26 protein-coding genes are annotated in these 22,060 nt (G+C 73.3%); 7 read left to right on the forward strand and 19 right to left on the reverse strand.

The annotated features are described in order from the left end of the window. Positions 1–20 precede the first annotated feature (20 nt). Genes D458_RS0116670 through D458_RS0116685 form a run of 4 tightly spaced genes read right to left on the reverse strand, consistent with a single transcriptional unit; the run spans position 21 to position 3,689 of the window. Positions 21–1,253: an ABC transporter permease gene (locus D458_RS0116670; protein ID WP_017587892.1), complete on the reverse strand. Its 1,233-nt coding sequence runs from the start codon at positions 1,251–1,253 to the stop codon at positions 21–23. Continuing rightward, positions 1,250–2,062: an ABC transporter ATP-binding protein gene (locus tag D458_RS33615; RefSeq protein WP_017587893.1), complete on the reverse strand. Its 813-nt coding sequence runs from the start codon at positions 2,060–2,062 to the stop codon at positions 1,250–1,252. Before D458_RS33615 ends, D458_RS0116670 begins: the two co-directional genes overlap by 4 nt. Then, entirely contained in the window at positions 2,059–3,192 is a 1,134-nt protein-coding gene (locus D458_RS0116680) for a peptidoglycan-binding protein (RefSeq protein WP_017587894.1), read from the reverse strand. Before D458_RS0116680 ends, D458_RS33615 begins: the two co-directional genes overlap by 4 nt. Then, positions 3,189–3,689, reverse strand: a complete 501-nt coding sequence (locus tag D458_RS0116685; RefSeq protein WP_040702519.1) for a hypothetical protein — start codon at positions 3,687–3,689, stop codon at positions 3,189–3,191. The genes D458_RS0116680 and D458_RS0116685 overlap by 4 nt, the downstream gene beginning before the upstream one ends. A 202-nt stretch (positions 3,690–3,891) precedes the next feature. On the opposite strand from D458_RS0116685, the gene D458_RS0116690 reads away from it, so the two are divergent. Next, complete coding sequence (locus D458_RS0116690; RefSeq protein ID WP_017587896.1) at positions 3,892–4,548, forward strand: response regulator transcription factor; 657 nt, start codon at positions 3,892–3,894, stop codon at positions 4,546–4,548. Position 4,549: 1 nt separating this feature from the next. Continuing rightward, on the forward strand, positions 4,550–5,851 hold the full coding sequence (locus D458_RS0116695) for a sensor histidine kinase (RefSeq protein WP_083936336.1): 1,302 nt from the start codon (positions 4,550–4,552) through the stop codon (positions 5,849–5,851). Between the two features lie 187 nt (positions 5,852–6,038). Here D458_RS0116695 and D458_RS0116700 read toward each other — a convergent pair whose 3' ends face one another. The 8 genes from D458_RS0116700 to D458_RS33620 all read right to left on the reverse strand — a co-directional run bounded on the left by D458_RS0116700 (position 6,039) and on the right by D458_RS33620 (position 12,995). Beyond that, on the reverse strand, positions 6,039–6,953 hold the full coding sequence (locus D458_RS0116700) for a DMT family transporter (RefSeq protein WP_017587897.1): 915 nt from the start codon (positions 6,951–6,953) through the stop codon (positions 6,039–6,041). 97 nt (positions 6,954–7,050) lie between these two features. After that, the gene (locus D458_RS0116705) at positions 7,051–7,545 is read right to left on the reverse strand and encodes a hypothetical protein (protein WP_017587898.1); all 495 of its coding nucleotides are present in this window, start codon (positions 7,543–7,545) and stop codon (positions 7,051–7,053) included. A 100-nt stretch (positions 7,546–7,645) separates the two neighbouring features. Then, positions 7,646–8,668 (reverse strand): ABC transporter ATP-binding protein, encoded by a 1,023-nt coding sequence (locus tag D458_RS0116710; RefSeq protein WP_017587899.1) that lies wholly within the window; start codon positions 8,666–8,668, stop codon positions 7,646–7,648. Between the two features lie 3 nt (positions 8,669–8,671). Then, a complete protein-coding gene (locus D458_RS0116715) occupies positions 8,672–9,526 on the reverse strand; it encodes an ABC transporter permease (protein WP_017587900.1) in 855 nt (284 codons plus the stop codon). Further along, positions 9,519–10,325 (reverse strand): ABC transporter permease, encoded by an 807-nt coding sequence (locus tag D458_RS0116720; RefSeq protein WP_017587901.1) that lies wholly within the window; start codon positions 10,323–10,325, stop codon positions 9,519–9,521. The genes D458_RS0116715 and D458_RS0116720 overlap by 8 nt, the downstream gene beginning before the upstream one ends. Positions 10,326–10,372: 47 nt before the next feature. Continuing rightward, on the reverse strand, positions 10,373–11,248 hold the full coding sequence (locus D458_RS0116725) for an ABC transporter permease (protein ID WP_017587902.1): 876 nt from the start codon (positions 11,246–11,248) through the stop codon (positions 10,373–10,375). Continuing rightward, positions 11,241–12,041, reverse strand: coding sequence for an ABC transporter permease (locus D458_RS0116730; RefSeq protein ID WP_026119383.1), 801 nt, complete (start codon positions 12,039–12,041; stop codon positions 11,241–11,243). Before D458_RS0116730 ends, D458_RS0116725 begins: the two co-directional genes overlap by 8 nt. Before the next feature lie 213 nt (positions 12,042–12,254). Then, a complete protein-coding gene (locus tag D458_RS33620) occupies positions 12,255–12,995 on the reverse strand; it encodes an alpha/beta fold hydrolase (protein WP_017587904.1) in 741 nt (246 codons plus the stop codon). A 49-nt stretch (positions 12,996–13,044) separates the two neighbouring features. Here D458_RS33620 and D458_RS0116740 point away from each other — a divergent pair, with 49 nt between their 5' ends. Further along, entirely contained in the window at positions 13,045–13,743 is a 699-nt protein-coding gene (locus D458_RS0116740) for a helix-turn-helix transcriptional regulator (RefSeq protein ID WP_017587905.1), read from the forward strand. Positions 13,744–13,780: 37 nt separating this feature from the next. Here D458_RS0116740 and D458_RS0116745 read toward each other — a convergent pair whose 3' ends face one another. The 3 genes from D458_RS0116745 to D458_RS0116755 all read right to left on the reverse strand — a co-directional run bounded on the left by D458_RS0116745 (position 13,781) and on the right by D458_RS0116755 (position 16,251). Beyond that, positions 13,781–14,536, reverse strand: a complete 756-nt coding sequence (locus tag D458_RS0116745; RefSeq protein ID WP_152521150.1) for an SDR family oxidoreductase — start codon at positions 14,534–14,536, stop codon at positions 13,781–13,783. A gap of 99 nt (positions 14,537–14,635) precedes the next feature. Then, positions 14,636–15,244, reverse strand: coding sequence for a dihydroxyacetone kinase subunit DhaL (dhaL, locus tag D458_RS0116750; protein WP_017587907.1), 609 nt, complete (start codon positions 15,242–15,244; stop codon positions 14,636–14,638). A gap of 11 nt (positions 15,245–15,255) precedes the next feature. Then, a complete protein-coding gene (locus D458_RS0116755) occupies positions 15,256–16,251 on the reverse strand; it encodes a dihydroxyacetone kinase subunit DhaK (RefSeq protein ID WP_017587908.1) in 996 nt (331 codons plus the stop codon). Between the two features lie 227 nt (positions 16,252–16,478). Here D458_RS0116755 and D458_RS0116760 point away from each other — a divergent pair, with 227 nt between their 5' ends. Beyond that, positions 16,479–17,690 carry a DUF418 domain-containing protein gene (locus D458_RS0116760; RefSeq protein WP_026119384.1) on the forward strand — a complete coding sequence of 404 codons (1,212 nt, stop codon included), beginning with the start codon at positions 16,479–16,481 and terminating at the stop codon, positions 17,688–17,690. A gap of 104 nt (positions 17,691–17,794) precedes the next feature. Here D458_RS0116760 and D458_RS0116765 read toward each other — a convergent pair whose 3' ends face one another. The 4 genes from D458_RS0116765 to D458_RS0116780 are packed head-to-tail and all read right to left on the reverse strand — an operon-like array spanning position 17,795 to position 19,731. Continuing rightward, positions 17,795–18,382 (reverse strand): hypothetical protein, encoded by a 588-nt coding sequence (locus D458_RS0116765; protein WP_017587910.1) that lies wholly within the window; start codon positions 18,380–18,382, stop codon positions 17,795–17,797. After that, positions 18,379–18,978, reverse strand: coding sequence for a DUF6286 domain-containing protein (locus tag D458_RS0116770; RefSeq protein ID WP_017587911.1), 600 nt, complete (start codon positions 18,976–18,978; stop codon positions 18,379–18,381). The genes D458_RS0116765 and D458_RS0116770 overlap by 4 nt, the downstream gene beginning before the upstream one ends. Then, positions 18,972–19,163, reverse strand: coding sequence for a hypothetical protein (locus tag D458_RS0116775; protein ID WP_017587912.1), 192 nt, complete (start codon positions 19,161–19,163; stop codon positions 18,972–18,974). The genes D458_RS0116770 and D458_RS0116775 overlap by 7 nt, the downstream gene beginning before the upstream one ends. Positions 19,164–19,200: 37 nt before the next feature. Further along, the gene (locus D458_RS0116780; RefSeq protein ID WP_017587913.1) at positions 19,201–19,731 is read right to left on the reverse strand and encodes an Asp23/Gls24 family envelope stress response protein; all 531 of its coding nucleotides are present in this window, start codon (positions 19,729–19,731) and stop codon (positions 19,201–19,203) included. Between the two features lie 196 nt (positions 19,732–19,927). Here D458_RS0116780 and D458_RS0116785 point away from each other — a divergent pair, with 196 nt between their 5' ends. The 3 genes from D458_RS0116785 to D458_RS0116795 all read left to right on the forward strand — a co-directional run bounded on the left by D458_RS0116785 (position 19,928) and on the right by D458_RS0116795 (position 22,055). Then, positions 19,928–20,479: an RNA polymerase sigma factor gene (locus D458_RS0116785; protein ID WP_017587914.1), complete on the forward strand. Its 552-nt coding sequence runs from the start codon at positions 19,928–19,930 to the stop codon at positions 20,477–20,479. Continuing rightward, positions 20,470–21,036 (forward strand): anti-sigma factor, encoded by a 567-nt coding sequence (locus D458_RS0116790; protein ID WP_017587915.1) that lies wholly within the window; start codon positions 20,470–20,472, stop codon positions 21,034–21,036. The genes D458_RS0116785 and D458_RS0116790 overlap by 10 nt, the downstream gene beginning before the upstream one ends. Positions 21,037–21,194: 158 nt before the next feature. Next, positions 21,195–22,055: an ACT domain-containing protein gene (locus D458_RS0116795; RefSeq protein ID WP_026119385.1), complete on the forward strand. Its 861-nt coding sequence runs from the start codon at positions 21,195–21,197 to the stop codon at positions 22,053–22,055. Positions 22,056–22,060 lie beyond the last annotated feature (5 nt).

Genomic DNA, 22,060 nt, shown 5'->3' on the forward strand with positions numbered 1-22,060 from the left:
CGGTGGTTCCCCGGCGCGGTCTAGCCTGCGCCGAGGGCTTCGGTGGGGTGTTGGGAGGCCGCCCGCAGGGCGGGTACGATCCCGGCGACCGCGCCGATGAGCACGGTGGCGACGACCGCACCTGCCCCCGCCCACCAGGGCAGGGACACCGGCCAGCCGCGCAGGAGCGCGTACCCGCCGGTGGCGAGGGAGCCCAGCAGCACCCCGAACACCCCGCCCAGTGCGGACAGGGTCATCGCCTCCACCAGGAACTGGCCGCGGATGTCGCGCCGGGTGGCGCCCAGGGCGCGGCGCAGGCCGATCTCGCCCCTGCGCTCCAGCACGGAGATCACCATCGTGTTGGCCACCCCCACCCCGCCCACGAGCAGGGCCACACCGCCCAACCCCAGCAGCAGCCCCTGGAAGGTCTGGTCGGCGGCCTGCCGGGCCTCCAGCGCGTCCGAGGGCCGCGACACCCGGGCCTCGTTCGGCTTCTCGGGGTTGGCGTTGCGGCCCACCTCGTCCCGAACCCGCTCCACGTGGTCGGGGTCGACCCGCACGTACACGGTGGAGGCCTCGCCCTTGGCTCCCAGCACCTCCTCGGCAACCTCCTGGCCGACCAGGGCGGCGTTGTCCAGCTCCGGCGCCAACTCCGCCCGCTCCAGGACACCGACCACCGAGAAGTAGGTGCCGCCGACGAGCACCAGTGTGTCCGGGGTGATCCGGTGGACGCCCAGGCGCTCGGCGGCCGCCGCACCGAGCACGACCGCCGGGTGGTCGGTGGTGGCGGCGTTCAGCCACACGCCCTCGTCCACCTCGGCGCGGACCGCCTCCAGCAGGTCGAGGTCGACACCGTAGGCGCCGATCCCGCCGGACTCCCCGCTCGGGACGAGGTCGCTGCGGTAGACGTTGGCCCCGCCCACCAGTTCCACCTGTGAGGTGTGCTCGACCTCGGGCATCCGGTCGATCCGCGCCCGCGCCTCCTCGGGGAGTTTCGCGGCGCCGCCGAACAGGTCGCTTCCGGGTTCGACGGTCACGAGATTGGTGCCCAGCCGGGAGATCCGCTGGTCCAGCTCGGCCTGCCCCGAGGAGGAGACCCCCACCACCGCGACCATCGCCGCGATGCCGATGGCGATGCCCAGGGCGGACAGCACCACACGGGTCGGCCGGGCCCGCAGCCCGCTCGAACCGGTGCGCAGCCGGTCGGCCGGGGAGAGCCGGGCGGGGCGCAGCTGGGCGCGGCGGTCGCGCCGGCGTCGGGCGAGCCCCGTCATCGTCCCGCCTCCGTCCGGCACGGGGCGTCGCCCGGGAGGGCGGAGTCGGAGACCACGCGGCCGTCGCGCACCTCCACCCGTCGGGGCAGGGCAGCGGCCAGTTCGCGGTCGTGCGTGATCACCACGACCGTCACCCCGTCCCCGTGCAGTTCCCGGAGCACCCGCATCACGGTTTCCCCGGAGGTGGTGTCCAGGGCGCCGGTGGGTTCGTCCGCGAGCAGCAGCCGGGGCGATCCCACCACCGCCCGGGCGATCGCCACCCGCTGTTTCTGACCGCCGGAGAGCTCGTGCGGACGGTGGTAGGCCCGGTCGGCCAGCCCGACCCGCTCCAGGGCCCGCAGCGCCAGCCGGACCCGTGTGCGGGCGGGGACGCCGGAGTACAACAGGCCGTCGGCCACGTTGTCCACGGCGTACACGTTGGGCGCCAGGTGGAACTGCTGGAAGACGAAGCCGATCCAGCGCGCCCGCAGCGCGGAGAGCTGGTCGTCGGCGAGCGCCCCCACGTCGTACCCGAACACGCGCACCGTGCCGGAGGTCGGCGCGTCGAGCGTGCCGAGCAGGTTGAGCAGTGTGGACTTGCCCGAACCGGAGGGGCCGACGATCGCCAGCAGCTCGCCCCGGCCGATCCCCAGGCCCACCCCGTCCAGGGCGCGCACACCACCCGGGTAGTGGCGGCTCACCGCGGTGAACTCCACAGCCGGCCCGGGGTCCCGCGTGGTGGTCGGGGCAGGACCCCCGACGGCCGTGGAGGGCCGCGCGGCGGCCTCGCAGGAGTCCGTGGCGGCCGCTTCCGGCTTCTCGGCGGTCATTCGGGAACCACCACCTCGGTGCCGGCGTCGATTCCGTCACCGGCCACCTCCACGAGGCCGTCGGAGAACCAGCCGGTCTCCACCGGAACGTCCTCGACACCGTCATCGCCCACCACGGACAGCCCGTAGCCCCCGCCGGAGAGGGCAATCAGCGCGCCCACCGGGGCGGCGAGCACGTCCTCACGCGCCTCGCCCCGGGCGAGGACATCGACCGGGGCCCGGTCGAGGAAACCCTCGGCACCCTCCTCCAGGGAGATCAGCACCTCCACGGTCGGCTTGCCGTCGCCGCCCGTCTCCGGCTCGTCCTCCTCGACCCTGGCGACGTCGCCCACGGACGACACCTCACCGGTGACCGTTCCGCCGTCGGGCATCTCCACGGTGACCTCGTCGCCCTCGGCCACGAGGTCGCGGTCGCCCACCGCGAGGTCGATCCGGACCACCTGGCGGGTGGAGGCGGTGGTGAGCAGGGGTGTCGCCGGGGCCACGTTCTCCCCGACCGCCACCTCGTGTCCGGCCACCCGGACCGGGCCGGAGGAGTACCAGATCCGGTCCGGTTCGACCGTGCCGGTGACCGCCGCCCCCTCGGTGTCCTCCTGCCAGCGCCTGACCGCCTCGGCGGTGAGCTGTGTGTACTCGTCGTCGACGGTGAACCCGGCGTACCCCAGCTCGGCGAGGGCCTGCTCGAACTGGCGCACGTCCGGCCCTCTGGCGCCGGGCTCCAGGGTTCGGTAGGCGGGCTTGTCGCCCCGCAGCAGGATCACGGGACGGCCGTCGACCTCCCACGCGCGCTGACCGGCGGAGAGCTCCGCGCCCTCCTCGGGGAGCCAGGTGAGCACCCCGTCGGAGCGGGAGAAGAACGAACCCCCTCCCGCGTAGCCGAGGGTGCCGTCCAGCCGCTCCTCCCGGAGCAGGGTCGTGCGCTCCACGGAGGCGGTGGCCCCGGGGGCGGCGGCCTCCTCCGGGGCGCCCCTGGGCCAGCCCCGGACCGTCACGGCCGCCCCCGCGCAGAGCACCGCCAGGGTGAGGAGGGCCGCGATCAGCCACAGGAAACCGCGTCCGCGCCGGGGCGGGCGGCCCCTGCCGGTGTCGTCGACGTCCTCCTCGCCCAGGAGTCCGGTGTCCGCGCTCACGAGCCGTCCCCGAGTTCGAGGCCGAGGTCGGCCTCTTCGGTGCAGGTGGTGACGGCAGCCATGTGCTCGTCGTCGTCGGGGTCGACCGGCAGGGTCAGACCCGCGCCCGGCTCGGGGTCCTCGATGTCGATGCCGTTCTCCCGCAGGCACTCGGCCAGCTTCAGGTCGGTCTCGAACCGTTCCTCCTCGGAGGGGGCATTCTCGTCCACGGGGAGCAGTTCCTCGCACGCCTCCATCGCCTGGGCCGTATCCTCGTCGCCCTCCCCCGTGGCGGGGAGGGCGATCATGCCGCCGTCGCCCTCGGGGTCGGGCATGTCGACCCCGTGGTCACGCATACAGGCGGCGAAGTCCAGCATCGCCTCGTCCATCGACTTCTCGGTGTCCCCGCCGCCGTCAGCGCTGCCGTCCGCGCCGTCGTCCCCGCCGAGGACCCCGCATCCGGTGAGCAGCAGCCCGGCCGCCGCCGCGGTCGCGGCCATGAGGGTCAGTGCGCGCATGTCGTTCACTCCTGCTTCGGGTTCGGTGATGTCGGAGCCCATGCCAGTGGGTCGGCGGTTAGCCGGTGGTTAGGGCGGCCGGGACTCCCGTCGGGCGGGCGAGCCGGGTGGTCCGGGCTAACCTCGGCCTAACCGGGCGGGCGATAGTGCTGGCCAGTCGGGGTTCGAAGAACCGGCAGGGCTACAGGGGCGGGGAAGAGGCATGCGGATTCTGGTGGTGGAGGACGAGCCCGACCTGGCGGAGACAGTCGCCGAAGGGTTGCGCGGTGAGGGCATGGCGGTGGACGTGTGCCACGACGGAGACACGGGGTTGGAGATGGCCACCGTGCACGACTACGACGTGGTGGTCCTGGACCGCGACCTGCCGGTGCTGCACGGGGACCAGGTGTGCCTGCGGATCACCGAGGACCCCGGCGTGCAGGCACGGGTGCTCATGCTCACCGCCGCCGGCGGCCTGGAGGACCGGGTGGACGGACTCGACCTGGGCGCCGACGACTACCTGGCCAAACCCTTCGCCTACCTGGAACTGGTGGCCCGGGTGCGGGCCCTGGGGCGCAGGGCCCGGCCCGCGGCGCCGCCCCGGCTCAGCCGGGCGGGGCTGCTGGTGGACACCACCCGGCGGACCGCCTTTCGCGACGGCCGGGAGCTCTCGCTCTCGCCCAAGGAACTGGGGGTGCTGGAGGAGCTGCTGCGCGCGAACGGGGCGCCGGTGACCGCGACCCACCTGATCGAGAAGGTGTGGGACGCCCACCTGGATCCGTTCAGCGGAGTGCTGAAGGTGGTGGTGCACGGGTTGCGCCGCAAGCTCGGCGATCCTCCGGTGATCGAGACCGTGCCCGGCCACGGATACCGGATCTGACATGGCCGACGGATCCGAGACGGCCCCCGGCGCGAGGGACGGACGGGTGTCCGGCACGGCGCGTTCCGGTACGGCGCGTTCCGGTACGGCGCGCCGGGGGCTGGACCGCCTCACCGGCCTCACCCTGCGCACGAAGCTCGCCCTCGTCTACACGGGGGTCTTCGCCCTCGGTGGAGGAGTGCTGCTCACGGCCAACTACGCGATGGTCTCCGCGAGCCTGGAGGTCCGGGGGTTCGAGCTGGCCAGAACCATCGAGGTCACTGCCGAGGACGGTGTGCCGCTCATGGTTCCGGGGACCCCCGTCCAGCCCTTGGAGAGTCCGGAAGCCACCGACCCGTGGGCGACGGCGGGTCGAGCGGAGCCCGCCACGGCCCTGGTGGACCACTACCAGGACGGGGTGCTCTCGGACCTGCTCCTCAACTCGGTCCTCGTCCTGGCGGGGGTCACCCTGCTGGCGGCGCTGGCCGGTTGGCTGATCGCGGGCCGGCCGATGCGGCGCCTGCACCGGGTGACCGAGACCGCGCGCACGCTGTCCGAGCGGGACCTGCACAGCAGGCTGGAGCTCACCGGCCCCGAGGACGAGTTCCGGGAACTGGGCGACACCTTCGACGGGATGCTCTCCCGCCTGGAGCGGGCCTTCGACTCCCAGCGCCGATTCGTCGCCAACGCCTCACACGAACTCCGCACTCCGCTGTCGGTGCAGCGTGCCGCACTGGAAGTACCCCTGGCTCAGGACCGGGTGCCCGATGATCTGCGACCGGCCTTCCGTCGGGCGCTGGACTCGGTGGGCCGCAGCGAGGCACTGATCAGCGGGCTGCTGTTGTTGGCCCGCTCCGACCGCGGACTGGCCCGGACCGAGGAGGTGGACCTGGCCGGGGTGGCCCGTGACACGGTCGGGCTCTTCCGAGGTGAGGCCGAGGGGGCCCACGTGGAGCTGCGGGTCGACGTGGAGCCGGCACGGGTGGACGGCGACCCGGTCCTCCTGGAGCACCTGGTGCGCAACCTGGTGGAGAACGCCGTCCGCTACAACACCCCAGAGGGCTGGGTGGAGGTGCGCGTGCGCACCGCGGCGGGGCGCACCGTGCTCAGGGTGGCCAACACCGGCGGGGAGGTCGGCGACGCGGACGAGCTGTTCGAACCCTTCCACCGCGGTGACGCGGTACGCCTGCACAGCTCCCGGCCCGGCAGTGGGCTCGGGCTGTCCGTCGTCCGCTCGATCGCCGCCGCACACGGGGCCAGGGCCACCGCGAGAGCCCGCCCCGGCGGGGGTCTGGTGGTCGCCGTGGGCTTCCCCGAACTCTGACCGGATGAAGGCCCGACCAGCTGGAAGGGCTCGGCCGACGGGACACAACGAAGCCGTGACGAAACTACGCAACGAAAGAATGTCCGAGTGGTGGGGCGGTCCCGGGAGCGGTGGGTGAAACGTTTCTCGGGCCGGGTTGTCCACAGGCTGGGGACAACGGGCCCGGAGGCAGCCCCGGGAGCGGGCTTCAGGGGTGGGTTCGGGGTCTCGAGGTGCCGGAGGCGGAGTCCGGGGCGCCGTCGGAGGGGACGGTGAGCAGGCGGATGCCGTACCCGGCGCCCACCGCGCACACCAGGGCGACCGCGCCGCCGATCCAACCGCCGGCGTAGGTCTCGCCCATGAACCCCACGCCCACCAGTGCCGCCGCGACCGGGTTGACCAGGGTGGTGATGCCCAGCGGCGCTCCGAGGTCCATGCCCTGGTAGGCGGCCTGGGCGAGGAAGAGCCCGAAGACCGCGATCACCGCGGCGGCCGGGCTCGCCGGGTGCGTGAGCCCGGCCGACAGGCCGTCGCCGAAGGCCCACACGGCGGTCTTCACCGTCGCCGCGGAGACCCCGAAGGCCACACCGGCGGCGGCAGCGAGCAGGTAGCTGCGCCAGGCCGCCGACGGGGACCGGCCCGCGGCCCAGGCGACCGCGGCGAGCAGGGCGACACATCCGGCGCCCACCAGCACGGAGTCCTCCGCGGACAGCACCCCGCCCTGGTCACCGGTGACCGTGACCGCCAGCAGCACTCCGAGCGCCAGCATCGTGCAGACCGCGCCGCGCCACTCCGCGCGGCTCACCCTCCGGTGGGCGAGCCGGGCCGACCACGGGATACCGAGGACCAGGACGAGGACCCCGAGCGGCTGGATGACGGTCAGCGGTGCGAAGCTCACCGCGGCGACCTGGAAACCGGCGCGCCCCCCGTTGAACACCAGGGACATCCACCAGAGCGGGTGGCGGAGGATCGACCCCAGTTGGCGCCGGCCGGTCAGCGGTTCGGGGACGCGGACGGCGAGCCTGCGCTGGGCCACGGCGGCGGCCGTGTAGGCGACGCAGGACAGGACACCGAAGGTGATCCCGATCCACATCCCGTACGGCAGAGGAGTCATGCCGACCATCCTCCCGGCCCTCGCGGGAAAGGGGTGCCGGGGGCACGGCGAACACGGGTGTCCGTGTCCGGACCCGGCCCGGAGACGGGCACTCGGGCGCCAGGTCCTACCCGGCGGCGGGGACCCGGGCGGCCGTCAGCCGGTCCGTGCGGGAGGAGCGGAAGTAGCGGTTGGCGGTGGGGACGAAGACCGCCACCGTGGCCACCACCACGGCCACGACGTAGACCAGCGTGTGCGCGGTCCGGACGAGGAGCTCGATCCCGTGGCCCTCGTAGCCCAGGCCGAACACCCCCAGCCCCGACAGCACCCCGATCCCCATGGAAACCAGAACACTCGCCAGCCCCACACCGGTCATGAGCACCACCAGGGTGACCCTCGCCCACCCGTACCCCCGGGCGAACCAGGCGACCAGGAGGGCGGAGAAGGCGTAGAGCGGTGCGCGCGCCGCCAGCGCGAGCCACGGCACGGCCCCGCCGTCGGCCAGCCCGGGGGCGACGGCGAGGGAGGTCTCGGTGATCCCCGCCGCGATCGCCACCGCCCACAGGACCGTGGCCCAACGCACCGGGTTCGGAAGGGTCGGGTTCGGAAGAGCGCTGTGCATGGAACCCACGTTTCCGTCCCGGAGCGGGGGTTTCCATGGTGGTGACACCACCACCGCCCGTGGTACCCGCTCCCCCGCCCCTCGGGTTCCGAGGCCCCGGTCAGGTCCGGTCGCCGGCGGGGACCGTGCCCCGGTAGAGGGCGGAGACCACGCCCTCGATGTCGGGTTCGCGCAGGGTCAGGTCGGCCACCTCGTGCTCCCGGGCGACCTCCGCGATCACCCGGGCCGGGTTGTCCGCCAGCTCCAGCCACTGGCGCGGACCGTCCACCCGGACCGTGGTGGCGCCCTCGACCTCGATCGCGGGCGCCGGGGCCACGAGGTCGACCACCAGCACACGCGGGGTCGGGACGGTGGCGCGCAGCTCGGGCAGGCCGCCGTCGAAGGCCAGCCGCCCCTTGTCGATCACCATCACCCGGTCGCACAGCCGCTCCACGTCACCGAGGTCGTGCGTGGTGATGAGGATGGTGGTGCCCCGTTCCCGGTTGATCTTCAGCAGGAACTCGCGGATGGTCGACTTGCTGACCACGTCCAGGCCGATGGTCGGCTCGTCCAGCACGAGCAGGCGCGGGGCGTGCAGCAGGGCCGCGGTGAGGTCCCCGCGCATGCGCTGCCCCAGGCTGAGCTGGCGGACGGGGGTGCCCAGGAAGGGTTCGAGCTCCAGGAGTTCGGTGAGCTCGGCCAGGCGCTCGGCGTGGGCGGCGGCCGGCACCCGGTACAGGTGGCGGGTCAGGGTGAGGCTGTCGCGCAGCGGCAGGTCCCACCACAGGGTGGTGCGCTGGCCGAACACGACCCCGATCTCCCTGGCCAGGCGGGTGCGTTGGCGGGACGGCTCCATCCCGGCGACCCGGACGCTGCCCGCGGTGGGGGTGAGGATGCCGGTGAGCATCTTCATCGTGCTGGACTTCCCGGCGCCGTTGGGGCCGAGGTAGCCGACGATCTCCCCGGTGCGGACGGTGAAGCTCACGTCCTGGACGGCGCTCACGGTGCGCCTGGTGCGGCGCAGGAAGGGGCCCTCGGTGAGGACGAAGTCACGGCCGAGCCCGACCGCCTCGATGATCGGGGCGGCGGCCGCCCCGGCCGCGGGTTCGGTGGGGGACTCGGTGGCGGGTTCCCTGGTGGTCATCGGTCAGCTCCCTGTGGATCGGTAGTGGCGCAGCCCGAACCGCCACAGCAGGGCGGCTCCGGCGCAGGCGAGGACGGCGATGACCGGGCCCGCGAAGCGCAGTGCCTCCGGCATGCCGAGGGGGTCGGGTCGGTCGAGGACGAGCAGGGCGGGCTGCCAGCTCACGAAGGCCAGCGGAACCACGTAGGTCACCGAGCGGACGATCTCCCTGCCGTAGATCGCGATCGGGTACTCGGTGAGCGCCTGCCCGCCGTAGGTGAGCGAGTTGGCCGCCTCCCGGGCGTCGGCGACGAAAAACTGGAGGCAGCCGGTGGCCACCCAGATCGCGCAGCAGATCAGCACCCCGGACAGCATCATCAGGGGAAGCAGGAGCGCTCTGCCGAGCGTCCACTCCACGTCGGTGCCGGCCAGCGCGATCCCCAGCACCGCCAGGGCGGGGACCACCTTGCCGAGGCGGCGCGGAGAGAACTCGTCGGCGGCGACCTGCACCAGCGGCGAGACCGGCCGGACGAGCATGGCGTCCAGGGATCCGCTGCGGATGTGCCGGCCGAGCCGTTCCACCGCGCCCATGAACATGTCCGCGATCCCGAAGGCACTGGCGGCCAGCCCGAAGACCATCAGCCCCTCGTACACCGTGAACCCGGCCAGGGTCCCGGCGTGGCCGAAGACGATCACCACCGCGCCCACCTGGGCGAGGACGCTCACCGCCACGGCCAGCGACATCAGGGCCAGTGAGACCGGGTACTGGGCGACGGCGCGCACCCAGATCCAGGCCAGCCTGCGGTAGTCCCGGACCGGGCGGAGCACCGCTGCGGCGGCGCGGGCCGGTCCGCCCGGAGGAGTGTTCCCGTCAGCCACCCTGGATCACCACCTTGCGGGTGGCCCGGCCGGTCGCCCAGGCTCCGAGGGCCAGCAGGGCCGCGGCCCACGCCGCCTGCAGCAGCAGAGCGCCGAACACGCTCCCACCCGGCAGCGTGTCCTTGCCGAGCAGGATCTCCGCGGGGATCTGCACCATCGACGCCCACGGCAGCAGCCGCAGCACGTCGGCGAGCACGGACGGGAACAGTGCCAGGGGCAGCAGCATCCCGGAGACGACCGGGCCGACCAGTCCGGCCACCGTCCACAGGCCCCGGGTGTCCAGCAGCCAGAAGCCGCTCAGCGAGTACAGGTAGCGCAACGCGAACCCGACCACGGCGGCCAGGGCGAACGAGGCCAGGACCAGTACCGCGTGGACCGGACCGCCGGGCAGCACGACGTCGAACAGGAGCAGGCCGACGCAGAAGGTCGGTACGCCCCGGAAGAAGAACGTGAACGTGGCCCGGCCCAGGTCCTGCGCCAGCCACCAGCCGAGCAGGGAGACCGGGCGGAGCAGGTCGGTGGCCACGTCCCCGGTGCGCACGCGTTCGGCGAGGTCGAGGGAGGGCGCGGTGTTGACGATCAGGGTGACGGCGATCAGCGCCTGGCCGACGAACACCTGGGTGACGGCGTCACCGGCGTCGTAGCCGCTGATCCTCGGGCGGGCCGCGAACACGGCGAGCAGCACCATCGCGTTGATCGCGCCGAAGACCGAGTTCGTGAGGGCTCCCGCGACGAGCGCGGCGCGGTAGGTCGAGTGGCGGTGCAGCCCTCGGGCGTACACCGCGGCGTGGACCCGCAAGGGGGCACACTCCTTTCGGTGGGGCGGGGGGTTGGTGGGGCGGCGGGTCAACTGCCGGTGGAGCGGTAGTGGCGCAGCCCGAACCGCCACACCAGGGCCGCCGCCAGGGCGAGGACGACCGCGACGAGGGGACCGAGGAAGCGCAGCGCCTCGGGCAGACCGGTGGGGTCGGGGCGGTCCAGGAGGTAGAGCGCGGGCTGCCAGCTCACGAAGGCCAGCGGAACCACGAAGGTCACCGACCGCACCAGGCCGCGGCCGTAGATCGCGATCGGGTACTCGGTGAGTGCCTGCCCGCCGTAGGTGACCGAGTTGGCCGCCTCCCGGGCGTCCGCGACGAAGAATTGGAGGCAGCCAGCGAGCACCCACACCGAGGAGCAGACGGCCGCCCCGGAGACCAGCAGGACCGGGAGCATGAGCACCCGCCCGAGCGTCCAGTCGATGTCGCACGCGACCAGCGCGAACACCAGCGCGGCCAGCGCCGGGACGAGCTTGCCGAGACGGCGCGGGGAGAACTGGTGGGTGGCCAGTTGGACGAGCGGCGGGACCGGCCGGACCAGCATGGTGTCGAAGCTGCCCGTGCGGATGTGGTCACCGAGCCGGTCCACCGAACCCATGAGGAAATCGGCGGTGCCGAACGCGAGGGCGGCCAGCGCGTAGACGAGCAGGCCCTCGTACACCGTGAACCCGGCCAGGGTGCCGGCGTGGCCGAAGACCACCACGACGGCGCCCATCTCGGCCAGCGAGGAGAGGGCGAGCCCGAAGGTGAACAGGGACAGTGCCATCGGGTACTGGGCGACCGCGCGGCACCAGGTCCAGGCGAGCAGGACGTAGGTGCGCAGCGCCCGACCCGCGGCCCGGAGCGGGTTCGAGGTGCGGGGGGCCTCCGGTGCCTCCGGGTTCTCCGGGGAGAGCGTGTCAGCCACCCTGGATCACCACCTTGCGGGTGGCCCGGCCGGTCGCCCAGGCTCCGAGGGCCAGCAGGGCCGCGGGCCACGCCGCCTGCAGCAGCAGACCGCCGAACACGCTCCCACCCGGCAGCGTGTCCTTGCCGAGCAGGATCTCCGCGGGGATCTGCACCATCGACGCCCACGGCAGCAGCCGCAGCACGTCGGCGACGCCCGCGGGAAAGAGCGTGAGCGGGAGCAGCATCCCCGCGAGGACCGGTCCGGCCGGGCCCATGACCGCCCACACGGCGCGGGTGTCCATCAGCCAGAAGCCCACCACCGAGTACAGGTAGCGGAACGCGAAGCCCACCACCACGGCCAGGGCGAACGAGACCAGCGTGAGGACCCAGCGCAGCGGATCACCGGGCAGGACGAGGGAGAACAGGAGCGCGCCGATCGCGAAGGTGGGCACGCTGCGGAAGGCGAAGTCGAAGGTGGCCCGCCCCATGTCCTGGGCCAGCCACCAGCCCATGAGCGGGACCGGGCGGAGGAGGTCGTTGCCGACCGCGCCGGTGCGGATGCGGTCGCTGAGGTCGAGCGCGGGCCCCATGACGGCGATCGGGGCCAGCAGCGCCTGGGCGACGTACACCTGGGTGACGGCGTCGGTGGCGTCGTAGCCGTTGATCTCCGGGCGGGCCGCGAACAGGGCGAGCAGCACCATGGCGTTGATCGCGCCGAAGACCGAATTGGTGAACACCCCGGCGGCGGTGGCCGCACGGTAGGTCGAGTAGCGGCGCAGCCCACGGGCGTACACCGCACAGTAAACACGCACGGGCGTGGCTCCCTGGCAGGTGGAGAACGTGCAGAAGCATCCGGTCTCGACCACGCGGGGCCCTGTTGCGGGAACTGCGGGGAGACACGGGTTCGGCACGTCCCTGGGCCGTGGAAGGCCAGGTCCGGGTCGCCGCGAAGGAGCGACACTAGCACGGCCCGCGGGCGGCCACCACGCCTTCGGCGAAACCGGCCGCGCGGTGGCCGCGACCGGTCAGCCGAGCGTCACCTCCGAGCGGAGGAACCCGGTGACCAGGCGGGCGAGGGACCCGGGGGCCTCCAGCATGGGCAGGTGGCCGGTGTCGAGCGTCTCCTCCCAGGTGACGCCCTGGTCGCCGGAGAACAGGTTCGCGGCGAACCGGCGCTGGAGTCCCGGGGCCAGCGCGCGGTCCCGTGAGGTCAGCACGTAACCGCGCCGCTGCCGGATCGGCTCCCGACCGGTCCTCCCCCGGAACAGCGCGGTCGGCTCGGTGACGAAGTCCGCGACGACCCGATCGGTCATGTCCTCCCCCAGCCCCGCGGTCAGTCCGCCCCTGATCACCGATTCGGGCGGCCGGGTACCGGCGATCCGCATCACCAGGCTCAGCAGCAGGCGGTTGGGGAAGGGCATGGACGAGACGAACGAGCCCTCCGGCCCCGGCACCACCGCGCTCACCCCCAGCAGGGCGCTCACCCGTTCGGGGGCCAGGCGCGCCAGCTCCGCGCCCACCACTCCCCCAGCGGAGTGCGCGACGACGGCGAACCGGTCCCACGGGGCGGACGCCAGTGCCGCCGCCGCGTGGTCGGCCAGGCTCACTCCGCCTACGCCTCCGGCACCGGAGTCCGCGTGGCCGTCCGGCCTCGCGGCGACAGCGGTCTCACGCGAGGAGGCCAGTTCCTTCCGGGTGGCGTCCCAGATCCAGCTGGGCAGTCCGGCTCCGCTGATCAGCAGTACGGGTTCTTCCGATGTCGTCATGTCTCCATCATTCACCGGGGTGTTGTCACCCTCATGGCACTATTTCCCCATGAACCGCACCGATCGGCTGTACGCGATCCGGGAGGAGCTGCGCCGCGCAGGGCCCCGGGGACGCACCGCCCAGCAGCTCGCCGGGATCTTCGAGGTCAGCGTCCGCACGGTCAAACGCGACGTCTCCGCGCTCCAGCAGGGCGGGTTCCCGGTCCGGGCGCGCACCGGCCCGGGCGGCGGGTACGTCGTCGACCCGGCGGCGACGCTCCCGCCGGTGAACTTCACCGTCGCCGAGGTCTCCGGGCTGGCCGCGGCCGTGTCCGCCCATCGGGGCCAGCCCTACGACGGCCAGGCCCGCGCCGCCCTCACCAAGGTGCTCGGGGTCATGGAGCCGCAGGCCGGGCGGCGGGTCACCGAGCTGACCGCGCGGGTGTGGATCGACCGCGCGGAAGCCGATACCGGGAGCGCCCGCTCACGGCACGCCGTCGACCGGGCGCTCCAGGAACAGCGGGTGCTGTCGCTGCGCTACCGGGACCGGGAGGGCGTCCTGACGGACCGGACCGTCGACCCTGTCCTCCTCGCACGCGCCGGGGGGCACTGGTTCCTCGTGGCGCACTGCCGCCGGAGGGAGCAGATCCGCTGGTTCCGGCTCGACCGCGTCGAGCGGGCGCGGGTCACCGCCGAGCGCGCGGCCGACATCCCGGTCGAGGCGGTCGGCACCCCGCCGCCGACCGCCGGAGCCGTCACCGGCCCCTGAGGGCCGGGCGGCCGGCGGGCCGCCCGGTCAGCAGGGGTCAGCCGCGTCCGACGAGGGGCATCTCCCGGGCCATCACGGTGAGGGTCGGGACGTTGACGTCCAGGGGCAGGGACACGATGTGCGCGACGGTGTCGGCGACGTGTGCGACGTCGATGGTGGGTTCCGGCCGGACCGAACCGTCCGCCTGGCGGGCGTCGCTCCCGAATCCTCTGGTCATCTCGGTGGCGGCGTTGCCGACGTCGATCTGTGTGCAGGCGATCCCGTGGCCCCGCAGGTCCAGGTTCATCGAGGCGGTGAGGCCGTTGATCGCGTGCTTGCTCACCGTGTAGGCGACGCTCGAGGGCCGCGGCGCCTGCGCGGAGACCGAGCCGTTGTTGATGATCCGCCCGCCCTGCGGGGACTGGGCCTTCATCATCCGCGCGGCTTCCCGCGCGCAGTTCAGCGAGCCGGTGACGTTGGTGTCCAGGACCTCGCGCCAGGCGCTGTCCTCGATCTCGTCCACCGAGGCCGCCGGGCCGAACACCCCGGCGTTGTTGAAGAGCACGTCCACCCGCCCGAAGCGCTCGCGGACCTCCCCGAAGAGCGTCCGGACCGACTCCGGGGAGGTCACGTCCGCCTCGACGACCACCGCGCCGGGGCTTCCGTCGGCGGTCTCCTCCAGGGTTTCCCGGCGCCGACCGGCCAGCACCACCGAGTGGCCGTCCCCGAGCAGCCGTCTCGCGGTCTCCCGGCCGATCCCGGCGCCCGCCCCGGTGATCACGACGACCTTGTGGTCGTTCACAGCAGCGCTCACGGTCGGCCCCCTCGTTCGGTTCGGTCCGGAGAGACTACCGAGCCGTCCCGTCCCGCCCCGCACGCGGGGAGGCGCCGAGGATCGCGGCGTGGGCGGCCCTCAGGCCCCTTCCGCGGACTCGAAGAACCAGGCCACGGAGACCGCTCCCGGGTCGAGGACGCTCTGGGCGCGCTCCCCCAGGTAGCTGGCGCGGCCCCGGTGGGCGATCATGCCGCTGGTCGATTCCGCCCCGGTCCGGGCGGCGCGGGCGGCCTCCCGCAGGGCTTCGCGCCAGGATCGGGTCCCGGTGGTGGCCAGTGCTTCGGTGGCCGGGACCATCGCGTCGACCATGGTCTTGTGGCCCACCTCGGCCCTGCCGAGGCGGCGGACGGCTCCGGTGGCGGTGTCGAAGGCCTTGGCGAGGTCGGACACGGTCCAGGGTGCGGAGGGACCGGCGCCGAGGCGGCCGAACCAGAGTCCGAACAGCGGACCGCTGGTGCCCCCGGAGGCGAGGAAGGTGTCCGAGACGGACTGGAAGACCTCGGCCGGGTTCTCTCCTTCGAGGTTGGCGCGGGCGCGTTTGAGGGCGGAGCCGATGTTCCAGCCGAAGTCTCCGTCACCGGCCTGTCTGTCGAGTTCGGTGAGCTCGTCGACGTCCTTGATCACCCGGTCGGCGAAGGCCAGCAGCCAGGCTTCGGTCTCCGCGCCGGTGAGTTCCGTTTCGGGCATCGCTGTTCCTCTCACCAGACCAGTGCGGGGGTCCGCACCGGTGCGTCCCAGAACTTCACGAGGTCGTCGGTCAGCGCGGTGAGCGTGATCGACAGCCCCTTCATGTCCAACGAGGTCACGTACGGCCCGACCAGCGAGCGCGCGATACTCACGCCCAGGCCGTCGAGGACTCTGCGGGTCTCCCGCGCAGCCACACCGAGCTCCAGGCCGTGGGTCGCCCCGAGCCCGTTGACGATCGCCAGGACGGAGTCCCCGCGTTTGATCCCCACGGACTCGACCAGGGGCCCTACCAGGCTCTCCACCAGTGCGGCGGCCTCGGGAGCGGGCCGGGTCTCGATGCCTCGCTCCCCGTGGATACCGACGCCGAACTCCATCCGGCCGGGCTCCAGCTCGAAGGAGCGCTTGCCGGTCATCGGGTTGGTGCAGGCCTCGAAGGCCACGCTGAGGGTCGCGGACCGGGCCACCACGTCCTGGCCGAGCGCGCGGACGTCGGCAACGGGCGCGCCGGCCTCGGCGGCCGCCCCGCAGATCTTCTCCACGGCGACCACGGCGGCGGTCCCCCGGCGCCCGGGCCCGCCGTCGTCCTCGCGCTGGGTGGCGAGGTCGTCGTCGACCAGCACCTGTTCGACCCGGTGGGTCTCGGCGAGGAGCTCGGCGGCGATGGAGAAGTTGAGGACGTCCCCGGTGTAGTTCTTCACCACCATCACGGTGCCCGCACCGGTGTCCACGGCCCGGATCGCCGCTCGGACCTGGAGGGCGGTGGGGCTGGCGAACACGTCCCCGGGCACGGCGGCGTCGAGCATGCCGGGGCCGACGAACCCGGTGTGCAGGGGCTCGTGGCCGGACCCCCCTCCCGACAGCAGGGAGACCTTCCCCTCGGCCGGCACCCGCCGGGTGACGAACAGGGGGTCCGTGTGGACGTCGACCAGCCCGCCGTGGGCCTCGACGAGCCCTTCCAGCGCCTGTTCGACCAGGGTCTCGCGTTCGTTCATGAAGAACCGGCTCATGCCGCCTCCCGGGTTCGGAAAATCCCTCGGTCGGGCACCGCGCGAGGGGCAGCGCGCCGTGTCCCACTCCCCGGCCTACCCAGTTCCGGACGGCCGACCGCCTTCTTTCCTGGCCGATCGGCTGGCCGGTCGGCCGATGCGGCCGTCCACCCGGCCGGCGAAGACTGCGGAGTACTGCCGGACGCGGCACGAACGAACACCACCGACCGACGAGGGGGAGAGTCGACATGTCGGCGACAACGGGGGGCTCCGGCGGGCTTCCGCCCAGGGCACCGCGCAGGCTGGCGCCCGACCTGGCCCGGGGTGCCATGCTGCTGCTCATCGCGATGGCCTACGCGGGGGTGTACGCCGGGGGCGGGTTCGGCACGGACGTCTCGGGGGCGCCGTTCCAGGACCGGGCGGCGTCGCTGTTCACCACGCTCTTCCTGGACAACCGGGCCTTTCCGATGTTCGCGATCCTCTTCGGCTACGGCATGGCCTGGATGGTCTCCCGGCAGCGCGCGCGGGGAACCTCGGAGCAGGAGGTCCGGCGGCTGCTGCGGCGCCGGGGCGGGTTCCTGCTGCTGTTCGGCTTCGTGCACGCGTTCTTCGTCTTCCCCGGCGAGATCCTCACCTCGTACGGTCTGGCGGCGCTGGCCACCGGTTGGCTGCTGCTGCGCTCGAACCGGGCGATCGTGCGCGCGGCCGTGGTGTTCGCGGTGTTCTACGTGGTCACGGTGCCGATCGGGATGATCGGCATGGCCCTGGGCACGGAGACGGCCGGCGCCGAGGCGTTCGCCCTGCCGGGGTACCTCACCACTGAGGACTGGATCAGCCGTCTGGTGGGCCTGCCGTTCGGTCCCCTGTTCATCGCTTTCGCCTACCCGCTGCTGCTCCTGGTGGTCCTCGGCTACCGAGCGGGGCGGGCCGGGCTGTTCGACGACCCCGCGGCTCACCGGAGCCTCCTCACCAAGGTGGCGGTCGGCGGGATCTCGGTGTCCGTGCTGAGCGCCCTGCCGATCGCGCTGACCGCACAGGGCGTGCTCTCCCCGGACGCGGTCACCGAAGGGCTGTTCATGGCCCTCCAGGTGCTCGGCGGGGTGCTCGGCGGCGCCGGGTACGCGGCGCTGTTCGCCGTCTGGGGTATCCGGCTGGAGCGGATCCGGGGCCCGCTGAGCAGGGCGGTGGCGGCGATGGGTCAGCGGTCGCTGACCTTCTACATCCTGAACTCGGTGCTGGTGGCGGTGGTGCTCCAACCGGACCTGGTCGGCCTGGGCACCTCGACCGGCGCCGCCGGTGCCCTGCTGGTGGCGGCCACGGCGTGGACGGTCAGCCTGGCACTGGCCACCTGGCTGGAGCTCCGGAACCGTCCCGGCCCGCTCGACCAGCTGATGCGCCGCTGCGTGTACGGCGGGCGCAGGGCGCGCGGCGCGGCCGTGGAGGCCCGGGACAGGGGCTGAGTGTGTCTGACGGGGGCGGGGGCCTTCTCCGGGTCCTCCCCAGTGACCCGGGGCCCGCTCCGCCCCCGTCGCTCAGCCCGAACCCGCGCGTGTACGACGCGGGTTCAGGCGAGTTCTCGGCCGGACGGCGGTCCGGTGACCGAGATGCGCAGCACCGTCGGGATCCGGTCCAGGTCCAGCGAGACGCGCAGTCTGGCGAGCGCCTCGTTGCGACACCGTTGCCACACGGCGACGGGGTCGGCGTCCTCGGCGAGGACGAGGTCCAGCAGGAGGCTGGGGTCGCGCGGGGACTCGGTCAGTCGGGCCCGTCCGCGGTGCACGCCCGGGTAGGCGCTGACCTCCCTGGACAGGGCCTTGCAGGCGGCACGGGCGACGACGACGGTGCGTCCCCGTTCTCCCTCGTGGAGGCGGAGTGAGGCGACCCGCGCGGAACGGCCCTGCACGAGCAGCCACCGCAGGGCGAGCGCGGTCACCGCCACGGCCGCCCCCGCGACCGCGTAGGGCACCCAGGGCGCGTCCGGCAGCGGTGCGATCCACTCGCCCGCCGAACCGTGGGCGAGCAGGGGCGCCGCGGTGCCGGCGGCCAGCAGGAGCGCGCCGACCAGGGCCAGTCCCTGCCGGTTGCCCCGGGCGGTCCGGCGAGCGCGACGGTGCGGGTAGCGCCTCCGCCGGGTCCTGCTCCGGGTCCTCACCGGAGGGCCCCCTTCACGTACCGGACCCTGGCACGAACCCGCACCGGGCGGGCGGGGGCGAGTTCGAGCACACGTTCCCGGACCCGGCTCTCCACCCCCGCCCTCAGCGCGACGTCGGTGTGCTCGGGGGCTCGGACCACGACCCGGACGGTGCGGGAGCGTATCCGGGCACGGGCCCCGGTGACCCCGTCCACCTCGAGGGCGGCGCTCTCGACCATCCGGCGCAGCCCTTGCCGGGACAGGCCGACGACCAGGTCGCGGTCGTCGGTGCGCAGGACCATGTGGCTGGCCTTGCCCGGGATGAGCGCGGTGAGCAGCAGGTACAGGCCTATGGTGGCGGTCGCCGCGGAGGCGACTGTCAACTCGGGACCGGCCCACCGGGCACTGGCCGCGGATTCGGAGACCCGCTGCAGCGGAAGGACCCGCAGCGGCGACCCGACCAGCACGGCGATCACCTCGGCGGCGGCCACCCCGGCGATCAGCACGGTGACGGTGCTGACCAGGATGGCGGCGGTCGACCTGCGGGGGCGGAAGGTGCGGATCGCGACGCGCTGGGCGGAGCGTGACTCGGCCGCGGACACCGTGGCGCTCACCATCGCGCACCCCCGCTCTCACGGGCGCGGGTGAAGAGCGTGGACAGGTCCGTCTCTCCCGCGTAGGCGCGCCCGGCCAGGAACCCGGCGACGCCGAGGACCAGGACGAGGAGGAAGGCCCCGAACCCACCGAAGTAGGCCACGAGGCCGAGGGCGGACCCGTAGGTCAGACCGACGATCGACCACATCGTTCGTGCTCCTTAACTGCTCTGGGGGAGGTACTCGTCAGCGGACGCGGGGCTCGGCCGGGGTCTCCTGGGTGTCCTCGTCCGGGAGGTGGATGTCGTCGACGGTCACGTTGACCTCGGTGACCTCCAGTCCGGTCATGCGCTCCACCCCGGCGGTGACGTTGCGGCGGACGACCGCGGCGAGGTCGGGGATGGAGATGCCGTACTCGACGACCAGGTTGATGTCGACGGCGGTCTGGGTCTGGCCGACCTCGACGGAGACCCCGCGGGCGGCGGTGTTGGTGGAGGTGGAGCCCGGGATGCGCTCCCGGACGGCGTCGAAGGCGCGGGCCGCTCCCCCTCCCATCCGGTGGACGCCGCGGACCTCGCGGGCGGCCATCCCGGCGATCTTGGCGACGACGTGGTCGGCGATGTCGGTGCGTCCGGTGCCACCGGCGCGGTCGGCGCGCTCGGGGTTCCGGTCGGTGCGGGCGACGTCGGTGCGGTGGGAGGAGGCGGTGTCGGGGGCGGCCGACGCGGGGGCCTCGTGGATGTCGGTCCGGGGGGTCGCGGGGTTCCTGGCTGCCATGGTGTGCCTCCTGTGATCCGGGTGCGTGCGGCCTTTCGTACGGGCCGTCATGTGGAGGACACGGGAGAGGGGGTCTGGCTCACGCGGAAACTTATGTGACCTGGAACACATTTGCTGATCACAAAAACACTACGTAGTGTAGTTAACTTATGACGACAGGTAGTTACCCCGGCCTCGGGAGAGCTGGATCCCGCAGATGCACACGGACACCGCACTACCGGAGAGCGTGCTCGTGGAACGGGCACAGGACGGCGACGACCGGGCCTTCGAAGCCCTCGTCCGCCGCCACCAGGACGTTGTCTACCGCATCGCCCTCCGCACCCTCGGCAACGCGGCCGAGGCCAGGGACACCGCACAGGAGGCCCTCATCACGGCCTGGCGCAGGCTGCCCGACCTCCGGGACCCGAGCACCTTCCCCGCCTGGCTCCACCGCATCGTCGGCCGCCTCGCGCTGAACGCCCTGCGCGCCCGCCGCCCCGAGGATCCCGCCGAGGCGGAGGACCCCGGAATCCGGGAGCGGGAGGCGGGCCCCGCCGACCGGGCCATCGCCACCAACCTGCACGAGGCCCTGTTCCAGGCCCTGTCCGGGTTGCCACCCCCACAGCGGATCTGCTGGATTCTTCGGGAAATGGAAGGATTGGGCTATGAGGAGATAGCGGAGATCGTCGACACCACCCCGACCGCCGTACGCGGGCGCATCCACCGCGCGCGTACCCATCTCGTGGAGGCGCTCGAACCATGGCGGTAGACCCGTCCCACGACCACGACCAGCTGCCCTGCGGGACCTCCGCCGACGCGCTCCTGGGCCACCTCCGGGCGGGCACCGCCACCGGACACGAGCGGACCTGCCCGCACTGCCGGGCCGCCGCTGAGGAGTTCCGGCCGCTCCTGTCGGCTCTGGACTCGGCCCCGGACGAGGGCCGCGAGATCACCGCGCCGCCCGGGCTGCTCGACGACGTGATGCGCACGGTGCGTGCCGAGGGGCGCTCCCGGGAGACCCTCCGGCTGTCCGGCCCCGGCACCGGGGACACCCCCGGTGACACCCGGATCCGCCACTCGGCGGTCTCCGCGATGCTGCGCGTCTGCGTGGACCCGGCCGGGGGACTGATCATCGGCGGCTGCCGGATCAGGAACACTCCGGACGGGCTGGTCGTCGCCGCCACCGCACGGATCCTGAACGGCACCGTCATCCCCGAGGCCACCGCGGCGGCCCGGCAGGCCATGGGCTCCTTCGTCGAGGACCGCCTGGGCCTGCGGGTCGCGCGCATCGACATCGACGTCACCGACGTCATCGAGCTCCCCTGACCGGAACGGACACGACCGGGGCGCCGCCCCGACCCACGCGCCGCGTTCACCGGGTGTCACGGGGCCGGACGCGACCGTGACCGGCATCACCCCCTGCCGTTACCGGGTCGACACAGAACAGCGAACGGGCGCAACGTCGGCTTGGCACCTTCGAGGGCATGGACGCTTTCAGTGGCAGCCATGGAACCGACGACCGTCACGGATTCTTCGGCCGAGAGGTGCTGGAGATGGGGACCCTGCTGTTCGCCGCCGGAGCGGCGCACCTGCTGGTGGTCTCCCTCGGCCACAGCGACAGCGGGGTCCGGACCCTGATCGTGCTGGGGGTCGTACTCCTCGTGTTCTCCGCCCTGCACCGCTGGCGCAGGCACCGCCGATCCCGCCGCCGACCACCCTCGCCCCTGCCGGGTACGGCCTTCCCCGGCCGCTCCGCCTCCCCCGTCGAGGACCGGCTCTGGAGCGTGCGGGTCACCGTCGCCGACGTGCCCGGCGGGCTGGCCGCCCTCACCGGCCGGTTCGCGGCGCTCGGGGTCGACATCCGCCTCATGCAGGTCCACCCGGACGGCACCGACGCCGTCGACGAGTTCTTCGTGAGCGTGCCCCCGGTCCTGGACGAGGCCGACCTGCGCCGCGCCGTGCGGGACGCCGGCGGCCGCCACGCCGTGGTGCGCACCGCCGACGTCCACGAGCTCAGCGACACCACGAGCCGAACCCTCGCCATGGTGGACGCGCTGGTCACCGGCGCGACCACCCTCGAACGCTGCCTGCTCGCCCTCGCCGCGGCCCACGACGTCCGCCGTGTGGAGGTGCCCGAGGGTGTCGGCGGGGACGGACACGGCGGGGCCCGAGAGGAGCTGTCCGGTACCGCCATGGCCCTGCCCGCGCCCGGTGGCGGAGTTCTGGCGGTCCACCGCGCGGGGGTGCCGTTCACCCCGGTGGAGTTCGCCCGCTGCCGTGCCCTGGCCCAGGTGGCGCGGTCGTTGGAGGAGCGCTCGCTGGAGGGGCGGTCGTACGACCGCTGACCGGG

It is taken from the genome of Nocardiopsis ganjiahuensis DSM 45031 (genome assembly GCF_000341085.1).
Lineage (GTDB): Bacteria > Actinomycetota > Actinomycetes > Streptosporangiales > Streptosporangiaceae > Nocardiopsis > Nocardiopsis ganjiahuensis.